Origin of the sequence: Streptomyces sp. NPDC014733, from assembly GCF_043083385.1 — a bacterium.
Classification (GTDB): Bacteria; Actinomycetota; Actinomycetes; order Streptomycetales; family Streptomycetaceae; genus Streptomyces.
Genome location: NZ_JBIBYO010000005.1, coordinates 443,358 through 463,360 on the forward strand (window position 1 = coordinate 443,358; position 20,003 = coordinate 463,360).

General features: G+C 72.5%; 17 protein-coding genes. 9 read left to right on the forward strand and 8 right to left on the reverse strand.

Annotation, left to right across the window (positions count from 1 at the left end):
* The first annotated feature begins 246 nt into the window (after positions 1 to 246).
* From lspA to ACF1BH_RS15720, 3 genes are all read left to right on the forward strand, one after another.
* Positions 247 to 849, forward strand: a complete 603-nt coding sequence (lspA, locus tag ACF1BH_RS15710) for a signal peptidase II (protein ID WP_391643011.1) — start codon at positions 247 to 249, stop codon at positions 847 to 849.
* Positions 850 to 928: 79 nt separating this feature from the next.
* Positions 929 to 1,870 (forward strand): RluA family pseudouridine synthase, encoded by a 942-nt coding sequence (locus ACF1BH_RS15715; RefSeq protein ID WP_391643012.1) that lies wholly within the window; start codon positions 929 to 931, stop codon positions 1,868 to 1,870.
* 114 nt (positions 1,871 to 1,984) lie between these two features.
* Complete coding sequence (locus ACF1BH_RS15720; protein ID WP_391643013.1) at positions 1,985 to 3,592, forward strand: Na+/H+ antiporter; 1,608 nt, start codon at positions 1,985 to 1,987, stop codon at positions 3,590 to 3,592.
* A gap of 43 nt (positions 3,593 to 3,635) precedes the next feature.
* Here the strand turns inward: ACF1BH_RS15720 and ACF1BH_RS15725 are convergent, their stop codons facing one another.
* A complete protein-coding gene (locus tag ACF1BH_RS15725) occupies positions 3,636 to 4,721 on the reverse strand; it encodes a mechanosensitive ion channel family protein (protein WP_391643080.1) in 1,086 nt (361 codons plus the stop codon).
* A 164-nt stretch (positions 4,722 to 4,885) separates the two neighbouring features.
* Here ACF1BH_RS15725 and ACF1BH_RS15730 point away from each other — a divergent pair, with 164 nt between their 5' ends.
* Positions 4,886 to 5,497 (forward strand): dienelactone hydrolase family protein, encoded by a 612-nt coding sequence (locus tag ACF1BH_RS15730; RefSeq protein ID WP_391643014.1) that lies wholly within the window; start codon positions 4,886 to 4,888, stop codon positions 5,495 to 5,497.
* A gap of 83 nt (positions 5,498 to 5,580) precedes the next feature.
* Here ACF1BH_RS15730 and ACF1BH_RS15735 read toward each other — a convergent pair whose 3' ends face one another.
* The 4 genes from ACF1BH_RS15735 to ACF1BH_RS15750 all read right to left on the reverse strand — a co-directional run bounded on the left by ACF1BH_RS15735 (position 5,581) and on the right by ACF1BH_RS15750 (position 10,182).
* On the reverse strand, positions 5,581 to 7,254 hold the full coding sequence (locus tag ACF1BH_RS15735) for an alkaline phosphatase D family protein (protein WP_391643015.1): 1,674 nt from the start codon (positions 7,252 to 7,254) through the stop codon (positions 5,581 to 5,583).
* Between the two features lie 103 nt (positions 7,255 to 7,357).
* Positions 7,358 to 8,347 carry a thioredoxin domain-containing protein gene (locus ACF1BH_RS15740; protein WP_391643016.1) on the reverse strand — a complete coding sequence of 330 codons (990 nt, stop codon included), beginning with the start codon at positions 8,345 to 8,347 and terminating at the stop codon, positions 7,358 to 7,360.
* A 196-nt stretch (positions 8,348 to 8,543) separates the two neighbouring features.
* A complete protein-coding gene (locus ACF1BH_RS15745) occupies positions 8,544 to 9,413 on the reverse strand; it encodes a thioredoxin domain-containing protein (RefSeq protein ID WP_391643017.1) in 870 nt (289 codons plus the stop codon).
* A 94-nt stretch (positions 9,414 to 9,507) separates the two neighbouring features.
* Positions 9,508 to 10,182: a hypothetical protein gene (locus ACF1BH_RS15750; RefSeq protein WP_391643081.1), complete on the reverse strand. Its 675-nt coding sequence runs from the start codon at positions 10,180 to 10,182 to the stop codon at positions 9,508 to 9,510.
* Between the two features lie 213 nt (positions 10,183 to 10,395).
* Here ACF1BH_RS15750 and dnaE point away from each other — a divergent pair, with 213 nt between their 5' ends.
* A complete protein-coding gene (gene dnaE, locus ACF1BH_RS15755; RefSeq protein WP_391643018.1) occupies positions 10,396 to 13,944 on the forward strand; it encodes a DNA polymerase III subunit alpha in 3,549 nt (1,182 codons plus the stop codon).
* A 94-nt stretch (positions 13,945 to 14,038) separates the two neighbouring features.
* Here dnaE and ACF1BH_RS15760 read toward each other — a convergent pair whose 3' ends face one another.
* A complete protein-coding gene (locus ACF1BH_RS15760) occupies positions 14,039 to 14,212 on the reverse strand; it encodes a hypothetical protein (RefSeq protein ID WP_391643019.1) in 174 nt (57 codons plus the stop codon).
* 272 nt (positions 14,213 to 14,484) lie between these two features.
* Here ACF1BH_RS15760 and ACF1BH_RS15765 point away from each other — a divergent pair, with 272 nt between their 5' ends.
* The 4 genes from ACF1BH_RS15765 (at position 14,485) to ACF1BH_RS15780 (ending at position 18,493) form a co-directional block, all read left to right on the forward strand.
* Positions 14,485 to 15,765, forward strand: a complete 1,281-nt coding sequence (locus ACF1BH_RS15765; RefSeq protein ID WP_391643020.1) for an NYN domain-containing protein — start codon at positions 14,485 to 14,487, stop codon at positions 15,763 to 15,765.
* Positions 15,766 to 15,826: 61 nt separating this feature from the next.
* Positions 15,827 to 16,837 (forward strand): ABC transporter ATP-binding protein, encoded by a 1,011-nt coding sequence (locus ACF1BH_RS15770; RefSeq protein WP_391643021.1) that lies wholly within the window; start codon positions 15,827 to 15,829, stop codon positions 16,835 to 16,837.
* 34 nt (positions 16,838 to 16,871) lie between these two features.
* Positions 16,872 to 17,726, forward strand: coding sequence for an ABC transporter permease (locus tag ACF1BH_RS15775; protein ID WP_391643022.1), 855 nt, complete (start codon positions 16,872 to 16,874; stop codon positions 17,724 to 17,726).
* 80 nt (positions 17,727 to 17,806) lie between these two features.
* Positions 17,807 to 18,493 (forward strand): ABC transporter permease, encoded by a 687-nt coding sequence (locus ACF1BH_RS15780; RefSeq protein WP_391643023.1) that lies wholly within the window; start codon positions 17,807 to 17,809, stop codon positions 18,491 to 18,493.
* A 132-nt stretch (positions 18,494 to 18,625) separates the two neighbouring features.
* Here ACF1BH_RS15780 and ybaK read toward each other — a convergent pair whose 3' ends face one another.
* The gene (gene ybaK / locus ACF1BH_RS15785; protein WP_391643024.1) at positions 18,626 to 19,141 is read right to left on the reverse strand and encodes a Cys-tRNA(Pro) deacylase; all 516 of its coding nucleotides are present in this window, start codon (positions 19,139 to 19,141) and stop codon (positions 18,626 to 18,628) included.
* Between the two features lie 72 nt (positions 19,142 to 19,213).
* Positions 19,214 to 19,960 carry an LON peptidase substrate-binding domain-containing protein gene (locus tag ACF1BH_RS15790; RefSeq protein ID WP_391643025.1) on the reverse strand — a complete coding sequence of 249 codons (747 nt, stop codon included), beginning with the start codon at positions 19,958 to 19,960 and terminating at the stop codon, positions 19,214 to 19,216.
* Positions 19,961 to 20,003: the final 43 nt, after the last annotated feature.

Consider the following 20,003-nt stretch of genomic DNA (forward strand, 5'->3'; position numbering starts at 1 on the left):
GCACCCGGCGCCCCTCGGCGGCCGTCCCGCACACCCCGTGAGCGGCGGCCGCCGGACGCCGGGAGCGGGGCCGGGGCCTGGCCGTGGGGGCCGGGCGCCGTACCCGGACCGCCCCGGTCTCCCCGCCCCGCGCACGCCTGTCGCCCGGTGCCCCCGGCCCCGGCGCCCCGCCAGGTGCGTGTCGTACCCTCGTTCCTCAGCCAGGCGTGGCCTGGCGGGGACGTTACGGGCTGAGGGACGCACACAGTGGCAGAGGCGGAACGCATCACCGGTACGCCGGAATCCGGATCGGGTTCCGGGGTGGAGTCCGACGCGGGTTCGGAGGGGGGACGTCCGGCGGAGCCGGGGCAGGGGGAGCGCCGCGGCAAGCGGCGCATCCCGGCCCTGCTGCTGATCGCCCTCGTCGCGTACCTGCTGGACCTGGGCAGCAAGCTGCTGGTGGTCGCGAAGCTGGAGCACCATGCGCCGGTCGAGGTGATCGGGACGCTGCTGCAGTTCGAGGTGATCCGTAACCGCGGGGCGGCGTTCAGCATGGGGGAGGCGCTGACGATCTTCCTCACCATCATCGCGGTGGCGGTGATCGTGGTGATCTTCCGGATCGCGCGCAAGCTCTACAGCCTGCCGTGGGCCGTCGCACTGGGGCTGCTGCTCGGCGGCGCCTTCGGCAACCTCACCGACCGGCTCTTCCGCTCCCCGGGCGTCTTCGAGGGCGCGGTGGTCGACTTCATCGCCCCGGCGCACTTCGCGGTCTTCAACCTCGCCGACTCCGCGATCGTCTGCGGCGGCATCCTGATCGTGATCCTCTCCTTCCGGGGGCTGGACCCGGACGGCACGGTCCACAAGGACTGAACCGCCTCTGCGGCGGGGCCCCGGCGGCCGCCGCCGGGCGCCGGGCGGGCCACCCCGGTCGGACTGCCATACTCGTGGGGTGAGCACGCTTCCCGATATCCGCACCCTGCCCGTACCGGACGGCCTGGAGGGCGAGCGCGTCGACGCCGCGCTGGCCCGCATGTTCGGCTTCTCCCGTACGAAGGCCGCCGAACTGGCGGCCGCCGGCAAGGTCCGGGTCGACGGCTCCGAGGTGATGAAGTCCGAGCGGGTGCACGGCGGCGCCTGGCTGGAGGTCGAGATGCCGCAGGCCGCGGCACCGGTCGAGATCGTCGCCGAGCCCGTCGAGGGCATGGAGATCGTCCATGACGACGACGACGTCGTGGTGATCGTCAAGCCCGTCGGCGTCGCCGCGCACCCCAGCCCCGGCTGGACCGGCACCACCGTCATCGGCGGGCTGGCCGCCGCCGGCTACCGCATCTCCACCTCCGGTGCCGCCGAGCGCCAGGGCATCGTGCACCGCCTGGACGTCGGCACCTCCGGCCTGATGGTCGTCGCCAAGTCCGAGCGCGCCTACACCCTGCTCAAGCAGCAGTTCCGGGAGCGGACGGTCGACAAGCGCTACCACGCGCTGGTGCAGGGCCACCCGGACCCGATGAGCGGCACCATCGACGCCCCCATCGGCCGTCATCCGCAGCACGACTACAAGTGGGCGGTGACCGCCGAGGGCAAGCCGTCGGTCACCCACTACGACCTCATCGAGGCGTACCGCGCCGCCAGCCTCCTCGACATCAAGCTGGAGACCGGCCGCACCCACCAGATCCGGGTGCACATGTCCGCCCACCGCCACCCCTGCGTCGGCGACCTGACCTATGGCGCGGACCCGACGCTGGCCAAGCGGCTGGGGCTGACCCGGCAGTGGCTGCACGCGATGCGGCTCGGATTCGAGCACCCTTCGGACGGCCGCTGGGTCGAGTTCGAGAGCGCCTATCCCGAGGATCTCCAGCGGGCGCTGGACACCGTGCGGGACGAGAGTTCCTGACGGTCCGACGGGTGCCGGGCCCGGTCAGCAGCGGAAGGTGACCGTCCGCTTTCTGTCCGGGCATGGCAGGCTTGGGGCGGAAAGTGATCGGTTTCGACCCCGGAGCGTAACCCCGTGGATCAGCTCGCCCTGCTGTTCGTGCTTCTCCTGGGGGCGGTGGTCACGGTCCCCCTCGGTGACCGGCTGGGCCTGCCCTCGCCGGTGCTGATGACCCTGGCCGGTGGTGTCCTCGCGCTCCTGCCGTTCGTCCCGAACGTCGACATCCCACCCGAGTACATCCTTCCGCTGGTGCTGCCGCCGCTGCTCTACGCGGCGGTCCAGCGCACCTCCTGGCGCCAGTTCACGGCGAACATCCGCCCGATCTTCCTGCTCGCCGTCGCGCTGGTCTTCGCCACCACCGCGGCGGTCGCCGCGGTCGCCCAGGCCGTGGTGCCGGGGATGCCGCTGGCCGCCGCCGTGGTGCTGGGCGCGCTCGTCGCCCCGCCCGACCCGGTCGCCGCGACCGCGGTCGCCGGCAAGCTGGGACTGCCCCGCCGCATGGTCTCCATCCTGGAGGGCGAGGGCCTCTTCAACGACGTCACCGCGATCGTCCTCTACCACGTCGCCCTCGCCGCGGCCGTCAGCGGCACCTTCTCCGCACCGGGGGCCGTCAGCTCCCTGGTCCTCTCCGCCGTCGTCGCCGTCGCCGTCGGCCTGGTCATCGGCTGGGTCGCCAACAAGCTGATGGGCATACTGGGCGACCCGACGCTGCAGATCGGCCTGACGCTGCTGGTCCCGTTCGTCGGCTACGTCGTCGCCGAGGAGTTCCACGGCTCCGGTGTGCTGGCCGTGCTGACCTGCGCCCTCTTCCTCGCCGAGTACGCGGTCGACGCCGACGACGTGATGGGCCGGCTGGCCGGCTACACCTTCTGGGAGATCGTCGACACCCTCGTCACCGGCGTCGCCTTCGGCCTGATCGGCCTGGAGCTGCACAACGTCGTCGGCGCCGCCTCCGGCCACTGGACCGAACTGCTGCGGGCCGGTGCCGCCGTCGTCGCCGTGGTCGTCGTCGTCCGGTTGCTGTGGCTGCTGCCCGCCGCCTGGCTGGCGAAGCGGATGCACAGACGCCGCGACATCGACGAGGACATCCCGATGTCGTGGCGGGAGACGCTCATCATGTGGTGGTCGGGGATGCGCGGGGTGGCGTCGGTGGCGCTGGCGCTGGCCATCCCGTACACCGTCGACGACGGCGGGGACTTCCCGGCGCGCGAGGAGATCCTCTTCATCGCCTTCGCGGTGGTGCTCACCACCCTCATCGTGCAGGGCCTGACGCTGCCGTGGCTGGTGCGCAAGCTGCGGGTGAAGGCCGACACGGAGGCCGAGGAGGAGCTGGAGCGGGCGCTGGCGCTCCGCGTCATCAAGGCGTCCAAGCACCGCCTCAAGGAGATCCTGGAGGTCGAGGAGCTGCCCGAGGAGGTCAACGAGCAGCTGGCCCGCCGGGCGTACGACATCGGGGCGCGGATCTCGCCGGACATCGTCGACGAGGACCGGCGGGAACACTTCGAGAAGCGCATCACCCGCATGAAGAAGGTGCAGCGCATCCAGAACGAGATGCTCTCCGCCGCGCGCCACGAGGTGCTCGCCGCCCGCAACGAGCCGGGCGCCGACCCGGAGATCGTCGACCGGGTGCTGCGCCAGCTCGACATGCGCAGCCTGCGCAGCACGCCGGAGGTCCACGAGTGATCCCCGCGGGGCCCGGTCCGGGAGCGGCCCGGGCCCCGCGCGGTCAGTCCTCCTCGCGGGTGCGCTGCCGGACCGGCCCCAGCGGGTGGTCGGCGGGCGCCGCCGCCGTGGTGGTGATCCTCGGCAGCGCGTAGGGGTGTTCGGCCGCGAGCCAGGTGACCAGCCGTTCGCGGACCCGGCAGCGCACCTGCCACAGCGCGTCCGAGTCGCGGGCGGTGACCAGCGCGCGGACCACCAGTGTCGACGGGGTCGTGTCCGTCACCAGCAGGCTCCAGGCGCGGCCGTCCCACTCCGGGCACTCCTGGAGGATCTGGTGCAGCTGCTCGCGCATCTTCTCCAGCGGCGCGGTGTGGTCGAGATGGAGGAAGACGGTGCCGGTCAGCTGGGCGCCGCCGCGCGACCAGTTCTCGAACGGTGTGCCGGTGAAGTACGACACCGGCATGGTGATCCGCCGCTCGTCCCAGGTCCGAACGGTCAGGAACGTGAGGGTGATCTCCTCGATCGTGCCCATCTCGCCGTTGACCACGACCGTGTCGCCGATGCGCACCATGTCGCCGAAGGCGATCTGCAGCCCGGCGAAGAGATTGCCCAGCGTGGACTGGGCGGCGACACCGGCGACGATGCCCAGCAGTCCGGCCGAGGCCAGGACGGAGGTGCCGACCGCCCGCATCGCCGGGAAGGTCAGCAGCATCGCCGCGGCCGCCACGATGATCACGATCGCGCTGACCACCCGCTGGATCAGCGTGATCTGCGTCCGCACGCGTCGCACCCGCGCCGCGTCGTGCGCATTGGCGGCGTAGCGCGAGTACGACGACTGGACGATGGCCGCCGCGGCGCGCACCGTCAGCCACGCGGATGCCGCGATCAGCACCAGGGTCAGCGTCCGGCCGATGCCCACACGGTGGTCGCGCACCAGGTCGAGACCGGTCGCGTCGTACGAACCGCGCAGCAGTGCCGCGCAGAGCAGCACCTGGAACGGGATCCGGCAGCGCCGCAGCGCGCCCCACAGCGGGGTCTCCGGATGGGCGGCGTCGATCCGGCGCAGCACGCGGTCGGCGAGCCAGCCCAGGACGGCCGTGACGACGACCGAACCGCCGATGACGCTCAGCGGGCGCAGGACGTCCTCCAAGGACACGTCGCGATTCCTCCTCGGCTCGGGGTGCCCGTCAGCCGTACCCGGGTGGGCCGCGTACGGCATCAGGGCACGGTACGGCACCCGGCGCGGGGCGGCTGTGACGGGGGCCGGGACCCGGCCTGGCAGGATGGGAGGCTGCCGTCCGAGACAGGGAAGTGATGTACGTGCCGCCCACCACCGAGCCCGCCACCAGCGGTTCCTCGACGATTGTGCTGTTCCACTCGGTGTGCGGGCTGCGCCCCGCGGTGCATGCGGCCGCCGACCGGCTGCGGGCCGCGGGCCATGAGGTCGTCGTTCCGGATCTGTTCGACGGGCGGACCGCGGACTCCGTCGGTGGCGGCATGGAGATCAAGGAGGAGATCGGCAAGGAGACGCTGCTGCGGCGCGCGGTCACGGCGGCGGCGCCGTACTCCGACCGCGGGCTGGTCTACGCCGGTTTCTCCTTCGGCGGCGCGGTGGCGCAGAATCTGGCGCTCGCCGACGAGAAGGCCCGCGGGCTGCTGCTGATGCACGGCACCTCGGACATCGCCGAGGACACCACCGCCGACGACCTGCCGGTTCAGCTGCACGTCGCGGACCCGGACCCGTTCGAGCCGCACGACTGGCTGACCGCCTGGTACCTCCAGATGCAGCGGGCCGGCGCCGACGTCGAGATCTACCGCTACCCGGGCGCCGGCCACCTCTTCACCGACCCGGACCTGCCCGACCACGACGAGGAGGCGGCGGAGAGCGCCTGGCGGACAGCGCTCGGCTTCCTGGAGACGCTCTGAGCAGGTAGGCCGAAACGACGCGCCTCGGGCGGGTGCGCGGTCGTGCGTGCGGGGCGCGTCACCACGCCCCGCACGCCCCCGGCTCATCGCACCGGCGTCTCGCTCCGCTCCACCCGCTGGGTGCCCGACAGCGTCCGGTAGGAGCGCACCAGTGTGCTGGTGGCCGCCGGGTCGCGCTTGTCGGAGACCGCGAAGTAGTCCATCTGCGTCCGCTCCGCGTCGACGTCGACGACGCCGTAGCCGTGCGCGTCCATGTCCAGCCACTTCACATGGCGGTTGGCGGCGCGGACGGCGCCCGCCGCGGGCAGCGAGAGCGTCCCCGGGGCGACGTGCAGGATGTCGTCGAGGTTGTCCGAGGTGACGGAGGTGACCACGAACTCCGTCGCCACCGGGGCGGTCGCCGGGTACGTCGCCGCCTTCATCGGGACGTCGTTGGCCCACGCCATGTGGATGTCTCCGGTCAGGAAGACGGTGTTGCCGATGCCGCGGTCGCTGAGGTGGCTCAGCAGCTCGCGGCGGTCGTCGGTGTAGCCGTCCCACTGGTCGGTGTTGACGGCGATGCCCTCCTTGGGCAGGCCGAGGAGTTCGGCGAGCGGCTCCAGCAGATGCGCGGGCACGGAGCCGAACGCCACCGGGGAGATCATCACCGAGGTGCCGACCAGCCGCCATGCGGTGTCCGAGCGCTCCAGCCCCGCCTTGAGCCAGTCCAGCTGGGCCCGCCCGGTGAGGGTGCGGCCCGGGTCGTCGACGGCGCCGCTGCCCGGCTTCGCCTGCTCGTCGCGGAACGACCGCAGATCCAGCAGGTGCAGATCGGCGAGGGTGCCGAAGCGCAGCCGGCGGTAGGTGGTCCCGGCGGTCGACGGGCGGACCGGCATCCACTCGAAGTACGCCTGCTTCGCCGCCGCCATCCGCTGCGCCCAGGGGCCCTCGGAGTCCGGCTGGTGGTTGACCGCCCCGCCCTTCCAGGCGTTGTCGGCGAACTCGTGGTCGTCCCACATCGCGATCACCGGGTGCGCGGCGTGCATCGCCGCGGCGTCCGGGTCGGTCTTGTGGACGCCGTGCCGGACGCGGTAGTCGGCGAGCGTGAGGAGTTCGTGGGCGGGGGAGTGCGGCCGGACGACCTCCTTGAACTCCGGGTACTCGCCGGACTTGTACTCGTAGAGGTAGTCGCCGAGGTGCAGCACCGCGTCCAGGTCCGCGCGGGCGGCGAGGTGGCGGTAGGCCGAGAAGTAGCCGGACTCCCAGTTGGCGCAGGAGACCACCCCGAAGCGGACGTGGCCGGCGGCCGCGTCGGGGGCCGGGGCGGTCCGGGTGCGGCCGACCGGGGAGGTGCGGCCGCCCGCGGTGAAGCGGTAGAAGTACGCGGTGGCCGGGCGCAGTCCGCGGACGTCGGCCTTGACGGTGTGGTCGGTGGCCGCGGCGGTCCGTACCGTGCCGTGCGCCACGATCCGCGCGAAGCCGCGGTCGGTGGCCACCTCCCACGTCACGTCGGTGGCCGCGCCCCGGCCCGAGCCGGGGACCGCGTCCGGGTCGGGCGTGACCCGGGTCCACAGCAGGATGCCGTCGGGCAGCGGGTCGCCGGACGCGACACCGTGCCGGAACTCCGGCGGGGCCGCCGCCGCGCCCTTGCCGGGCGCGGCGGACGGGGCCCGGGACGCGGCGGAGGCGGGCGCGGCCGCGGCGAGCGGCAGCAGGGCGGCGGTGGCGGCCGCGGCCGTCACGGCGGTACGGCGCGAGAGCTGGTCATGATCGGTCACGGCCGCTCACCCTACTGGCCGGTACGGGCGGCGGGGAGCCTCCGGACGCGCCACGGTCGGAAATTCTTTCGCCCGCCGCCTGCCGGACACCCGTCACGCCTGCTCAGCGCGCGTTCGGGTCCTTCTCGCCCTTGGCGATGCCGGGGGCGCCGCCGTCCTTGCCGCTGGGGTCCTTCTCGCCCTTCGCGATGCCGGGGGCGCCGCCGTCCTTGCCGCTGGGGTCCTTCTCGCCCTTGGCGACACCGGGGCCGGCCTCCGCCGGGCCGAACTCCTTGTCGATCATCTTCTTGAAGTTGGCGTCGGCGAGCTGGTCGTACTGCTCCCGCGTCATCCGCTGCTGCGGCACCGGCGGCAGCACCAGCTTCTTGTCGCCGTGCAGGAACGTCGGGGTGCCCTTGACGCCCTTGCGGCCGAACTGCGCGGTCATGTCCATCGCCCAGCGGTCGTAGGTGCCCTTCTTGACCGCCTGCTCGAAGCCCTTGTTGTGCGCCAGCTCCGGCACCTCGGACGCGATCTTGAGGAGGACGGAGTCCTTGGCGAACGCGTCGTCCTGTTCCTCGGGGTGGTTCTTCAGCGAATAGAGCGCCGACTTGTACTTGAGGAACGCCTCCGGGCCGACGTTCAGCGCCGCGCCGAGCGCGCTGAGCGCGTTCTTGGAGCCCTCGCCGCCCTGGGCGCCGTCGAGGAAGGTGTAGATCGTGAAGCGGACCTTGTAGCGCCCGTCCTCGATGTCCTTGATCAGGGAGGCGCCGGAGGACTGCTCGAACGACGCGCACATCGGGCAGCGCAGGTCCTCGAAGACCTCCAGGGTCTGCTTGGCGTTCTTGTCGCCGATCAGGATCTCGGTGCCGTTCTTGCCCTGGGTGTGCGCCGGGGCGACCGACCTGGCCTCCTTCGCGGCCTCCCACCCGGTCGGCGCGGTCGCCTTCACCACGGCGTACCCGGCGCCGCCCGCGACGACCAGCACGCCGGCCACGACGGCGCCGACCGTCAGCTGGCGGCGTATCCGGTCCTTCTTCTTCTGCCGCTCCCGCTCGGCGCGGATCCGCTCACGGGCGGCCGACGGGGCCTTCTGGCTGGTGCCGTTGCTCATCTCTGTCCCGATCCCTCGGTGCTGCGGCTGGCAGTTACGTCGACGGCGTACGCACCGGACGGCGGTGGGCCGCGGTGCGGCAGGCAGCGGATCGGGAAGAGCGTGGGGGGCATGCCGGGAGTCTGCCATGTGCACGGCAGACTCCCGGGTCAAGATTTGGCATCGGGCTACGGACGCGGGCCCGCCGCCCGGCGCGTTACTTCACGCCCTCGTCGACGAGGCGGTTGAAGTCGGCCGGGGTGGACGGGGCGACCTTGTTCGGGCCGCTCTGGATGCCGATCTCCTTGCCGTCGAGCTTGAGCGTCGGGGTGTTGTTGACGTCCTTGTGCGAGTTGAACTCGACGGACATCTCCAGCGCCCAGCGGTCGTAGACGCCCGACTTCACGGCCTTCTCGAAGTTCTTGTTGCCCTTCAGCGCGGGCACCGTGTCGGCGACCTCGATCAGGTAGTTGTCGTCGGCGAACTTGTCCGGACCCGTCTCGTCCGGGTGGAACTCCTTGGAGTACAGGGCTTCCTTGTACTTCAGGAACGCGTCCGGGCTGACGTTCAGCGCGGAGCCCAGGGCGCTCAGCGCGTTCTTGGAGCCGGTGCCCCTGAGGTTGTTGTCCAGGAAGGTCGCCAGGTGGAACCTGGCCTTGTACTTGCCGTCCTTGATGTCCTTCTGGACGGTCTCGCCGACGTTCTGCTCGAAGTTGGCGCAGCCGGGGCAGCGCGGGTCCTCGAACAGCTCCAGGGTGTGCTTGGCGTCCGCCTTGCCGATCACGAGCGTGGTGCCCTTGTCGCCGGAGGTGTTCGCGGGCGTGACCAGCTTGGCCTTGGCCGCCTTGGCCCACGCCTTGTCGTTGCCGGCCATGTCCTTCACGGTGGCGTTGGCGCCGGAGCCGCCGTCGCCGCCGGACTTGGCGACCATGACGCCGATGCCGCCGGCGATCGCCAGCACCGCGACGATCGCGCCGCCGACGGTCAGCTGCCGCCGCATCTTGTCCTTCTTCGCCTGCCGCTCACGCTCGGCACGCAGCCGCTCGCGCGCCGCCTGCTTGTTGGCCTGGGTGTTCCGGTTGCTCATGAGATGTCTCCGTGGAAGTCCGTGGAAAAGGGTGCGGTGCGTCCGGCGCGTACGCCCCGGGGAGGGCGGTACGCGTGCTGTGGCCCCGTGGGGCTCAGGCAGCGAGCACGCAGGGCGGTCCACGGCGGACGACGGAGTGCACCAGCAGCGGCGGACGGGGCGTGGGCGGGCCGTCGGCGGCGCGGCGGGCGGCCGGGCGCTCCGGGGCGGGCACCCGCACCGCCATCGCGACGGCGGCCAGCAGCGGCCGGAACGCGAAGTGGGCGACCGCGCCGAGCAGCTGCGCCAGGGCCGCCTCGCCGCGGCGCAGCCAGGCGGCGGCCACCAGCCCGACCAGCAGATGCGCGACGAGCAGCAGCCAGCCGGACCCGGCGGGGAAGGCGAGCAGCGGCCCGGCGCCGTGGCCGGAGAACTGGGCCAGCGGGGTGCCGACGTCACCGCCGCCGCAGAGCAGATCGATGCCCAGAGTGTGCAGCGGACCGGTCACCGGGCCGCCGGAGCGGCCGTAACAGGCGTGCTGGCCGTAGCTGAAGACCGCGTCGGCGGCCAGTTCCAGCGGCAGCAGCAGCGCGGCGATCCGCCCGAAGCTGCGCTCCCCGCCGGCCAGTGCGTAGGCGAGGGCGAAGACCCCGGCCGAGACGGCGGCGACGGTGGTCAGCGGCAGCGGCATCCGGGTCAGCAGCACATGGGACGCCGCGGACAGCGCCACGCACAGCGCTGTGAAGAGCGCCGCACGCACCGCCCGCAGGTGTGCCGCCGAGATGTCCATTGCCAGCGAGTCTGCCATGAACCCGCGCGGGTGTTCCCCGAGGGTGCGGGGACGGCACCGGAAGGCCTCGCTCCGGGTCGCGGCGGAGCCGCGTTGTCGGCGCCGGGTCGTAGACTTCGAAGCTGCCCACACCATCCGCGGTGCGGCGCCCCGGGCGCCGTCCGTCCCCTCGCCGTGCCCTCGTCCGCCGCCCATCTCCGGAGGTCTACCGCCGTGGCCAAGCCGCCCTTCACGCACCTGCACGTCCACACCCAGTACTCGCTGCTGGACGGTGCCGCGCGGCTCAAGGACATGTTCGCCGCGTGCAACGAGATGGGCATGACGCACATCGCCATGTCCGACCACGGCAACCTCCACGGCGCGTACGACTTCTTCCACTCCGCGCAGAAGGCCGGGGTCACCCCGATCATCGGTATCGAGGCGTATGTCGCCCCGGCCTCCCGTAAGCACAAGCGCAAGATCCAGTGGGGCCAGCCGCACCAGAAGCGCGACGACGTCTCCGGTTCGGGTGGTTACACCCACAAGACCATCTGGGCGGCGAACAAGACCGGTCTGCACAACCTCTTCCGCCTCTCCTCGGACGCCTACGCCGAGGGCTGGCTCCAGAAGTGGCCGCGGATGGACAAGGAGACCATCGCCCAGTGGTCCGAGGGCCTGATCGCCTCCACCGGCTGCCCCTCCGGCGAGCTCCAGACCCGCCTGCGGCTGGGCCAGTACGACGAGGCGAGGAAGGCCGCCGGTGAGTACCAGGACATCTTCGGCAAGGACCGGTACTTCCTGGAGCTGATGGACCACGGCATCGACATCGAGCGCCGGGTCCGCGAGGACCTCCTCAAGATCGGCAAGGAGCTGGGCATCCCGCCGCTGGTCACCAACGACTCGCACTACACCTACGCGCACGAGGCCACCGCCCACGACGCGCTGCTGTGCATCCAGACCGGCAAGAACCTCTCCGACCCCGACCGCTTCCGCTTCGACGGCACCGGCTACTACCTCAAGTCCACCGACGAGATGTACGCCATCGACTCCTCGGACGCCTGGCAGGAGGGGTGCCGCAACACCCTCCTGGTAGCTGAGCAGATCAACACCGACGGCATGTTCGAGAAGCGCGACCTCATGCCGAAGTTCGACATCCCCGAGGGGTACACCGAGGTCACCTGGTTCCAGGAGGAGGTCCGGCGCGGCATGGCCCGCCGCTTCCCCGGCGGCGTCCCCGACGACCGCCAGAAGCAGGCGGAGTACGAGATGGACATCATCATCCAGATGGGGTTCCCGGGGTACTTCCTCGTCGTCGCCGACTTCATCATGTGGGCGAAGAACAACGGCATCGCGGTGGGCCCGGGACGGGGCTCCGCGGCCGGTTCGATCGTCGCGTACGCCATGGGCATCACCGACCTCGACCCGATCGAGCACGGGCTGATCTTCGAGCGGTTCCTCAACCCCGAGCGCGTTTCCATGCCCGACGTCGACATCGACTTCGACGAGCGCAGGCGCGTCGAGGTGATCCGGTACGTCACGGAGAAGTACGGCGCCGACAAGGTCGCCATGATCGGCACCTACGGCAAGATCAAGGCGAAGAACGCCATCAAGGACTCCGCCCGCGTCCTCGGCTACCCGTACGCGATGGGCGACCGCCTCACCAAGGCCATGCCCGCCGACGTCCTCGGCAAGGGCATCGACCTCTCCGGCATCACCGACCCCAAGCACCCCCGCTACAGCGAGGCGGGCGAGATCCGCTCGATGTACGAGAACGAGCCGGACGTCAAGAAGGTCATCGACACCGCCAAGGGCGTCGAGGGCCTGGTCCGGCAGATGGGTGTGCACGCGGCGGGCGTGATCATGTCCAGCGAGCCGATCGTCGACCACGCCCCGGTCTGGGTCCGCCACACCGACGGCGTGACCATCACGCAGTGGGACTACCCCCAGTGCGAATCGCTCGGCCTGCTGAAGATGGACTTCCTGGGCCTGCGCAACCTCACCATCATGGACGACGCCGTCAAGATGGTGGAGGCCAACAAGGGCATCAAGCTGGACCTCCTGGAGATCCCGCTGGACGACCCCAAGACGTACGAACTCCTCTGCCGCGGTGACACGCTCGGCGTCTTCCAGTTCGACGGCGGTCCGATGCGGTCGCTGCTGCGCCAGATGCAGCCCGACAACTTCGAGGACATTTCCGCCGTCTCGGCCCTGTACCGCCCGGGCCCGATGGGCATGAACTCCCACACCAACTACGCCGAGCGCAAGAACGGCCGCCAGGAGATCACCCCGATCCACCCGGAGCTGGAGGAGCCGCTCAAGGAGGTCCTGGGCCTGACCTACGGCCTCATCGTCTACCAGGAGCAGGTGCAGAAGGCCGCCCAGATCGTCGCCGGGTACTCGCTCGGCGAGGCCGACATCCTCCGCCGCGTCATGGGCAAGAAGAAGCCCGAGGAGCTGGAGAAGAACTTCGTCCTCTTCCAGGCGGGCGCGAAGAAGAACGGCTTCAGCGACCAGGCGATCCAGGCGCTCTGGGACGTCCTGGTCCCGTTCGCCGGCTACGCCTTCAACAAGGCGCACTCCTCCGCGTACGGCCTGGTCACCTACTGGACCGCCTATCTGAAGGCCAACTACCCGGCCGAGTACATGTCCGCGCTGCTCACCTCGGTCCGCGACGACAAGGACAAGTCGGCGGTCTATCTGAACGAGTGCCGCCGCATGGGCATCAAGGTGCTCCCGCCGAACGTCAACGAATCGCTGGCCAACTTCGCCGCCCAGGGCGACGACGTGATCCTCTTCGGCCTCACCGCGGTCCGTAACGTCGGCCAGAACGTCGTCGATTCGATCATCCGCTGCCGCAAGTCCAAGGGGAAATACGCCTCGTTCCCCGACTACCTCGACAAGGTCGACGCGGTCGTCTGCAACAAGCGCACCACCGAATCGCTGATCAAGGCGGGCGCGTTCGACGAGATGGGCCACACCCGTAAGGGCCTCATCGCGCAGTACGAGCCGATGATCGACAACGTCGTCCAGGTCAAGCGCAAGGAGGCCGAGGGGCAGTTCGACCTCTTCGGCGGCATGGGGGACTCCGCCGACGGGGGTTCCGACGGCCCCGGCTTCGGTCTCGACGTCGAGTTCTCCGACATCGAGTGGGACAAGACGTACCTGCTCGCCCAGGAGCGCGAGATGCTCGGCCTGTACGTCTCCGACCACCCGCTGTTCGGTCTGGAGCACGTCCTCTCCGACAAGGCGGACGCCGCCATCGCCCAGCTGACCGGCGGCGACTACTCCGACGGTTCGATCGTCACCATCGGCGGCATCATCTCGGGCCTCCAGCGGAAGATGACCAAGCAGGGCAACGCCTGGGCCATCGCCACCGTCGAGGATCTCGCGGGCTCGCTGGACTGCATGTTCTTCCCCGCCACCTACCAGCTGGTCTCCACCCAGCTCGTCGAGGACGCGGTGGTCTTCGTCAAGGGACGCCTCGACAAGCGCGAGGACGTACCGCGGCTGGTCGCCATGGAGATGATGGTCCCCGACCTCTCGGAGGCGGGCGCCAACGCCCCGGTGACGATCACCATCCCGACGCTGAAGGTCACCCCGCCGCTGGTGGAGAAGCTCGGCGAGGTGCTGACCAGCCACCGCGGCTCGACCGAGGTGCGGATCAAGCTCCAGGGCACCCGCAAGACCACGGTCCTCCGCCTCGACCGGCACCGCGTCACGCCCGACCCGTCGCTCTTCGGCGACCTGAAGGTGCTGCTCGGCCCGTCCTGCCTGGCCGGCTGAGCCCGCCGAACCCCTTGAGGGGCGCGCCCGGTGCGGGCGCGCCCCTCAACTTCCGTGCGGCGGCGTCCGTGAGACACCGCCGGCCGCGGCCGGGTCAGTTGTGCCCGAAGCGCCGCTGGTGCTTGCGCGCGACGTCCGCCGGGCTGCCCTGCGCAGCCGGCTGCCGCTGCTGGATCGCCTCGATCGTCGACTTCTGCGCGTCCTCGCGACCCTGCTGGGCCGGGCCGCCCCGCTGCTGCTTACTTCGTTCCTTCTTGTGCTTGGCCATGACCGTGCCTCCTGAGGGGGATCCTGTGATCGGGCCGTGACCAGACTTACACGCGGGACGAAAGCGTGCATTTCCGGCAATTACCATGAGTGAGAAGGGGATCCGCACCCCACGCCCGCGCCCTCCGCACGCGCTTCCGCGCCATCCGCCACGCCGAAGATCGAGTTCCGGCAGTTAACCCCCGTACGGTCGGGCAGACTCGATGGAAAGCCGAAGGAAACTCGCACCGGGGGGCGATCGGACTTCAGCACCTCCAGGGAAGAGGGTGGATCGTGGATCGCTGCGTCGTCCTGGTGGACGCCGGTTACCTGCTCGGCGCCGCCGCCAGCCTGCTTGCCGGAGAGCCGGCCCGGTCCCGGATCACCGTGGACCACGCGGCCCTCATCCAGGGCCTGCGCCGCCGCGCCGAGGCCGACACCGAACGCCCGTTGCTGCGGATCTACTGGTTCGACGGCGCCCCCGACCGCGTCCCCCAGCCCGAACACCGGCGGTTGCGGGTCATGCCCCGAGTCACCGTCCGGCTGGGCGCCCTGACCCGCAGCGACGGCCGCTGGGCGCAGAAGGGGGTGGACGCCGCCATGCACGCCGAGCTGACCGAACTCGCCCGCAACCGCGCCTGCTCCGACATCGTGCTGGTCACCGGCGACGGCGATCTGCTGCCCGGCCTGATGTCCGCCAAGGAACACGGCGTCGCCGTCCACCTCTGGGCCGTCCAGGCCGCCGACGGCGACTACAACCAGTCCGAGGACCTGGTCGCCGAGGCCGACGAGCGCCGGGTCCTGGACCGTGCCTGGATCACCCGCGCGGTCCGCGCCAAGGAGCTGGGCGGCCCCTGCGCCCCGCCGCCGGTGCCCCGCCCGGAGATCGCCGCGATCCTCTCCGCGCCGCTGCCCGAGTCCGCGGTCGCCGCCGCTGCCGCCGCGGCGTCCGCCCCCGACACCGCCGACCGGCCCCGCGACACCGACGGCGCGGCGGCGCCCGCACCCGCCCGGTCCGGCGGCCGCGAGTCCGCCCCCGCCGACACCAACGGCTCGGGCGCCGCCAAGGTCGTCCCCACCCCCAAGGACCTCGCCGGTCTCGGCCGCGCCCACGGCACCGCCGCGTCGTCCGCCCCGCAGCCGCCCACCGCGAGCGCCACCCTCCGCTGGTCGTCCGACCGCGGCTGGGTCGAGCGAGGCGGCCCCGCGGGCGAGCCCTCCGAGACCGCCTCGCTGCCCACCCTCGCCCAGCTCACCAGCGCCGAACAGCGCTGGGCCGACCGGGAGGAGGACATCACCGCCGTCAGCGGCGACCCCTTCGAGGTCGGCCAGGTCTTCGCCCGCCGCTGGACCGACCGCCTCTCCGACACCGTCCACCTCCAGCAGCTCTCCACCGAGTACCCGCGCATCCCGCACCGCATCGACGGTGAACTGCTGCGCTACGCCGCCCGCTTCGGCCTCCTCGCCCACAAGGACGACCAGATCGACGAGCACGACCGGTACGCGATCCGGGCCGGGTTCTGGCGCGAGGTGGACCTGCGCACCGCCGCCGGACACACCGCCGCCGCCGACTGATGCCGCCCGGCCGCCGCCCCGCGGGCCGGGCGCGGCCCGCGGGCGCGTACCCTCGTAGCTCGTGAGCACGGGCACGAAACAGGCGGAGCGCGGCGGAACGGTCTGCGCCGTGCGGGACCTGATCAAGACGTACCCCGCGGTGCGCGGGCGCCGCGGCGCGGCCGGCACGCCCGCTCTGCGCGCCAACGACGGCATCACCCTCGACGTCCACCGCGGCGAGATCTTCGGGCTGCTCGGCCCCAACGGCGCCGGGAAGTCCACCCTGGTCCGCCAGCTCACCGGCCTGCTGCGGCCCGACTCCGGCAGCGTTCACGTCCTCGGCCACGACGTGGCCCGCCACCCCGAGCGCGCCGCCCGCCTCCTCGGGTACCTCGGCCAGGAGGCGACCGCGCTCGACGAGATGACCGTCGCACTGGCCGTGGAGACCACCGGCCGGCTGCGCGGCCTGGGCCCCCGCGAGGCCCGCGCCGAGCGCGACGCCGTCCTCGCCGAACTCGCCCTCGACCCGCTCGCCGACCGCCCGCTGAAGAAGCTCTCCGGCGGTCAGCGCCGCCTCGCCTGCTTCGCCGCCGTCCTCACCGGCGACCGCCCGCTCCTCGTCCTGGACGAGCCGACCACCGGCATGGACCCGGTCGCCCGCCGCGCCGTCTGGGCCGCCGTCGACCGCCGTCGCGCCGAGCGCGGCGCCACCGTGCTGCTGGTGACCCACAACGTCCTGGAGGCCGAGACCGTCCTGGACCGCGTCGCGGTGATCGACCGCGGCAAGGTCATCGCCTGCGACACGCCCGCCGGGCTGAAGGAGCGGGTCAGCGACGAGGTCCGCCTCGATCTGGTCTGGCGTGACCGGCCGCCGCTCGACGTCCCCGAGGTCGCGGCGCTGGAGCCCGCCGCCCACGTCGCGGGCCGCCGCTGGACCCTGCGGCTCCCCGCCGACCGGGCCCGCGCCGCCGTCGCCGACGTCACCTCCGGCGCGGCCTTCGCGGCGCTGGACGATTTCACCCTCGCCACCCCGAGCCTGGAGGATGTCTACCTCGCACTCGGCGGCCGCGCCGAGGGACTGGTCAAGGCGTGAAGGGCCGCGCCGCACCGAAAGGCAGAGTGAACGCGTGAGTGGGGTTTCGGCGCAGGCCGTGGCCGGGGCGGCAGCGACGGACGGGCGGGCCCGGCCCGGCGCCGCCCCGGACGCGCCCGACCGGGAGGCGTGGCCCGCCCCGCTGGCGCCGCGCGCCCGGCTGCTGCCCGCGCTCGGCGCCGTCTACCGCGCCCAGCTCTCCCGCGCCCGGGTCGCCCGCATCCCGCTGCTCTTCGTCGCCACCTTCCAGTCCGTCGGGATCATGGTCCTGATGCGCGGGGTGGCCGACGGGCCCACCGAGGCGCGCGCCGTGGTCGCCGGCTCCAGCGTGCTGGTCGTCGCGTTCGTCGCCCTCAACCTCCTCGCCCAGTACTTCGGACAGCTGCGGGCCGGCGGCGGGCTCGACCACTACGCGACGCTGCCGGTGCCGCCCGCCGCGGTGGTCCTCGGCGCGGCCGCCGCGTACGCGTCGTTCACCGTCCCCGGCACGGTCGTCACGGCGGTCATCGGCTGTCTGCTGTTCCAGCTGCCGATGGCGCATCTGTGGGTGCTCGCCGCCGTCCTGCCGCTGGCCGGTGCGGCGCTCGCCGGGCTCGGCGCGTTCCTCGGGCTGCTCGCGCCGCGCCAGGAGCTGGCGACGCTCTGCGGCCAGCTCGGCATGTCGGCGGCGCTGCTGCTCGGCGTGTTGCCGGCCGAGCGGCTGCCCGCGCTCCTGGACCTCGCCCGTGACCTGCTGCCGTCGACGTACGGCGTGGAGGCGCTGATCCGTACCTTCGACGCGGACCCGGACTGGCTCGCGGTCGCCGCCGACCTGGGCGTCTGCGCCGGGGTGGGGCTGCTCGCGCTGACCGCCGCGACCTGGGCGTTCCGCCGCGCGGCGACCCGCTGACCGGCGGCCGGCGGGCCGTCGGCGCACCCACGCACCGTCCTGCCGCCGGAGTCACCCCGCCCACCTGGCACGATGACGGGGTGACCGCACCGCTGACGCCACGCGACAACCAACCGTCCGAAGAGCCGCACACCCCGCCGACCGCCTCCGGCGCCGGCTCGTCGGCCGAGCCGCCCGCGCATCCGCCGACCGACGAGGCGCCGGTCGATCCGCCGCTCGGCCAGGAGCTGCGGGAGGCCGCGCTGACCGTGCTCGTGCTCGCGCTCGTCGGCGCGCTGCTCGGCCTGCTCTGGCTCTGGCTGGCCCCCCGGATCCCGCTGGTCGCCGACGCCCACAACGTCTATCTCAAGGACACCGAGGGCGAGGAGGCGATCGGCGCCGACGGCGTCTTCCTGCTGCTCGCGGCCGGTTTCGGCATCGTCTCCACCGCCGTGCTCTTCCGGCTGCGCCGCCGCGGCGGCGTCCCGCTGGTGGTCTCGCTGGTGGTCGGCGGACTGCTCGGCTCCGTCCTGGGCTGGCAGCTCGGCATGGTGCTGGGCCCGACCGACGACCTCGCCGCCCACGCCGCGCAGGTCGGCCCCGGCGTCGTCTTCGACGGGCCGCTGCGCCTCCAGGCCATGGGCGTGCTGCTGGCCTGGCCGATCGCCGCGATGGCGACCCAGCTGGCGCTGACCGGCCTCTTCGGGCCGCGCGACGAGGAGCCGCAGCTGCCGGGCACACCGGTGCCGGGCGCGCCGGACCTGACGAAGGACGACCCGACGGCCTGACGCGCGCGGGCACCGGCGAGCACCGGCCGGAAACCGCCGCTCCCGGGACGGGGCGCCGCGCGACCGGGAGCGGCCGGACGCGGCGCCCCGGTTCCGTGGCGCCCGGCCCCGTAGAGCCCCGCCCGGCTCCGCTCAGTCCCGGCCGATCGGCGCGATCACGGCGCCGGTGAGGGTGACGAGATCCGCCGGGGCCAGTTCGACCTCCAGGCCGCGGCGGCCGGCCGAGACGCAGATCGTGGGGCGGCCCTCGGCCGAGGCGTCCACGACCGTCCGCAGCCGCTTGCGCTGGCCCAGCGGGGAGATGCCGCCGCGGACGTAGCCGGTGGAGCGCTCGGCGGCGGCCGGATCGGCCATCGCCGCCCGCTTGCCGCCCACCGCGGCGGCCAGCGCCTTGAGGTCGAGGGAGCCGGAGACCGGCACCACCGCGACGGTCAGCGCACCGTCGACATCCGCCAGCAGCGTCTTGAACACCTGCTCGGGCGCGACCCCGAGCGCCTCGGCGGCCTCCTCGCCGTACGAGGCGGCGGCCGGGTCGTGGGTGTAGGCGTGCACGGTGAAGGGCACGCCCGCGGCGGTCAGGGCGACCGTCGCCGGGGTACCGCCCGCCGCGGACTGCGCACCCTGGGCCTTCTTCGACTTCTTGGACAACTCGTCGGCGCCTTGCGTCTCGGGAACGGGGGACGGGCCGGCGGACCGGTGCCGGGGCCGCGCGGCCCGGTGTCAGTTGGGGCTGGTCGGCCCGCGGGTCAGCTCCACGGCCGGCAGCGACGGGAGCTTACCGAGCACCGCCGACTCCTGGCGCAGCATTTTCAGCTCCTGAGCGAGCCGGTCCGCGGTGTCCGGCGCCGCCAGCAGCCGCTGCTTGGCCGGGACGTCCAGCACCGCCGCCGCGGCGACCAGGTACGACAGCACCGACGGATCGCCGGGCAGATCCTGCCCGCCCGCCAGCGTCCGCTCGTTCGCCCAGGCCAGCCGCTTCTGATAGGTGCGGAACGCCCGGACCACACCGGAGGCGAGCGCCCCGGCGCCCTCGCCGCCCTCCTCCGTCAGCTCCTCCACCTCGGCGGTCAGATACTCCCCGGAGGCGTCGACCGAGAGCAGCCGGAAGCGGGTGGTGCCGGTGGCCAGCACCTCGTAGCCGGAGTCCGCCTCGTCAGACTTGGCCCGGATCGTCGTCGCGTCGGCGACACAGCCGATGGTGTGGAACGCGGCCATCGGGTCGTCGCCGAACCCGGCGCCGGGCCCGCCCGCGGCCGGCAGCGTGGCGTCCGGCATGCCCTGGGCGGTCGGCGCGACCTCACGGCCGTCGCGGATCGCGATCACCCCGAACCGGCGCTCGTCCTCGGGCCGCTCGCCGAGGTCGCGCATCAGCGCCCGGTAGCGCGCCTCGAAGACGTTCAGCGGGAGAACGAGTCCGGGGAAGAGCACCGAGTTGAGCGGGAACAGCGGCAGGCGTACGGAGGTCACAGCCGGTAAGCCTAGAGGCTGGGCCGTGCCGCCCGGAGGCTGG

Coding starts and splice junctions, on each gene's coding strand:
- ACF1BH_RS15730 (WP_391643014.1), top strand. CDS start 4,886: ATGTACGTGCCGCCCACCACCGAGCCCGCCACCAGCGGTTCCTCGACG.
- ACF1BH_RS15740 (WP_391643016.1), bottom strand. CDS start 8,347: ATGAGCAACGGCACCAGCCAGAAGGCCCCGTCGGCCGCCCGTGAGCGG.
- ACF1BH_RS15745 (WP_391643017.1), bottom strand. CDS start 9,413: ATGAGCAACCGGAACACCCAGGCCAACAAGCAGGCGGCGCGCGAGCGG.
- ACF1BH_RS15750 (WP_391643081.1), bottom strand. CDS start 10,182: ATGGACATCTCGGCGGCACACCTGCGGGCGGTGCGTGCGGCGCTCTTC.
- ACF1BH_RS15760 (WP_391643019.1), bottom strand. CDS start 14,212: ATGGCCAAGCACAAGAAGGAACGAAGTAAGCAGCAGCGGGGCGGCCCG.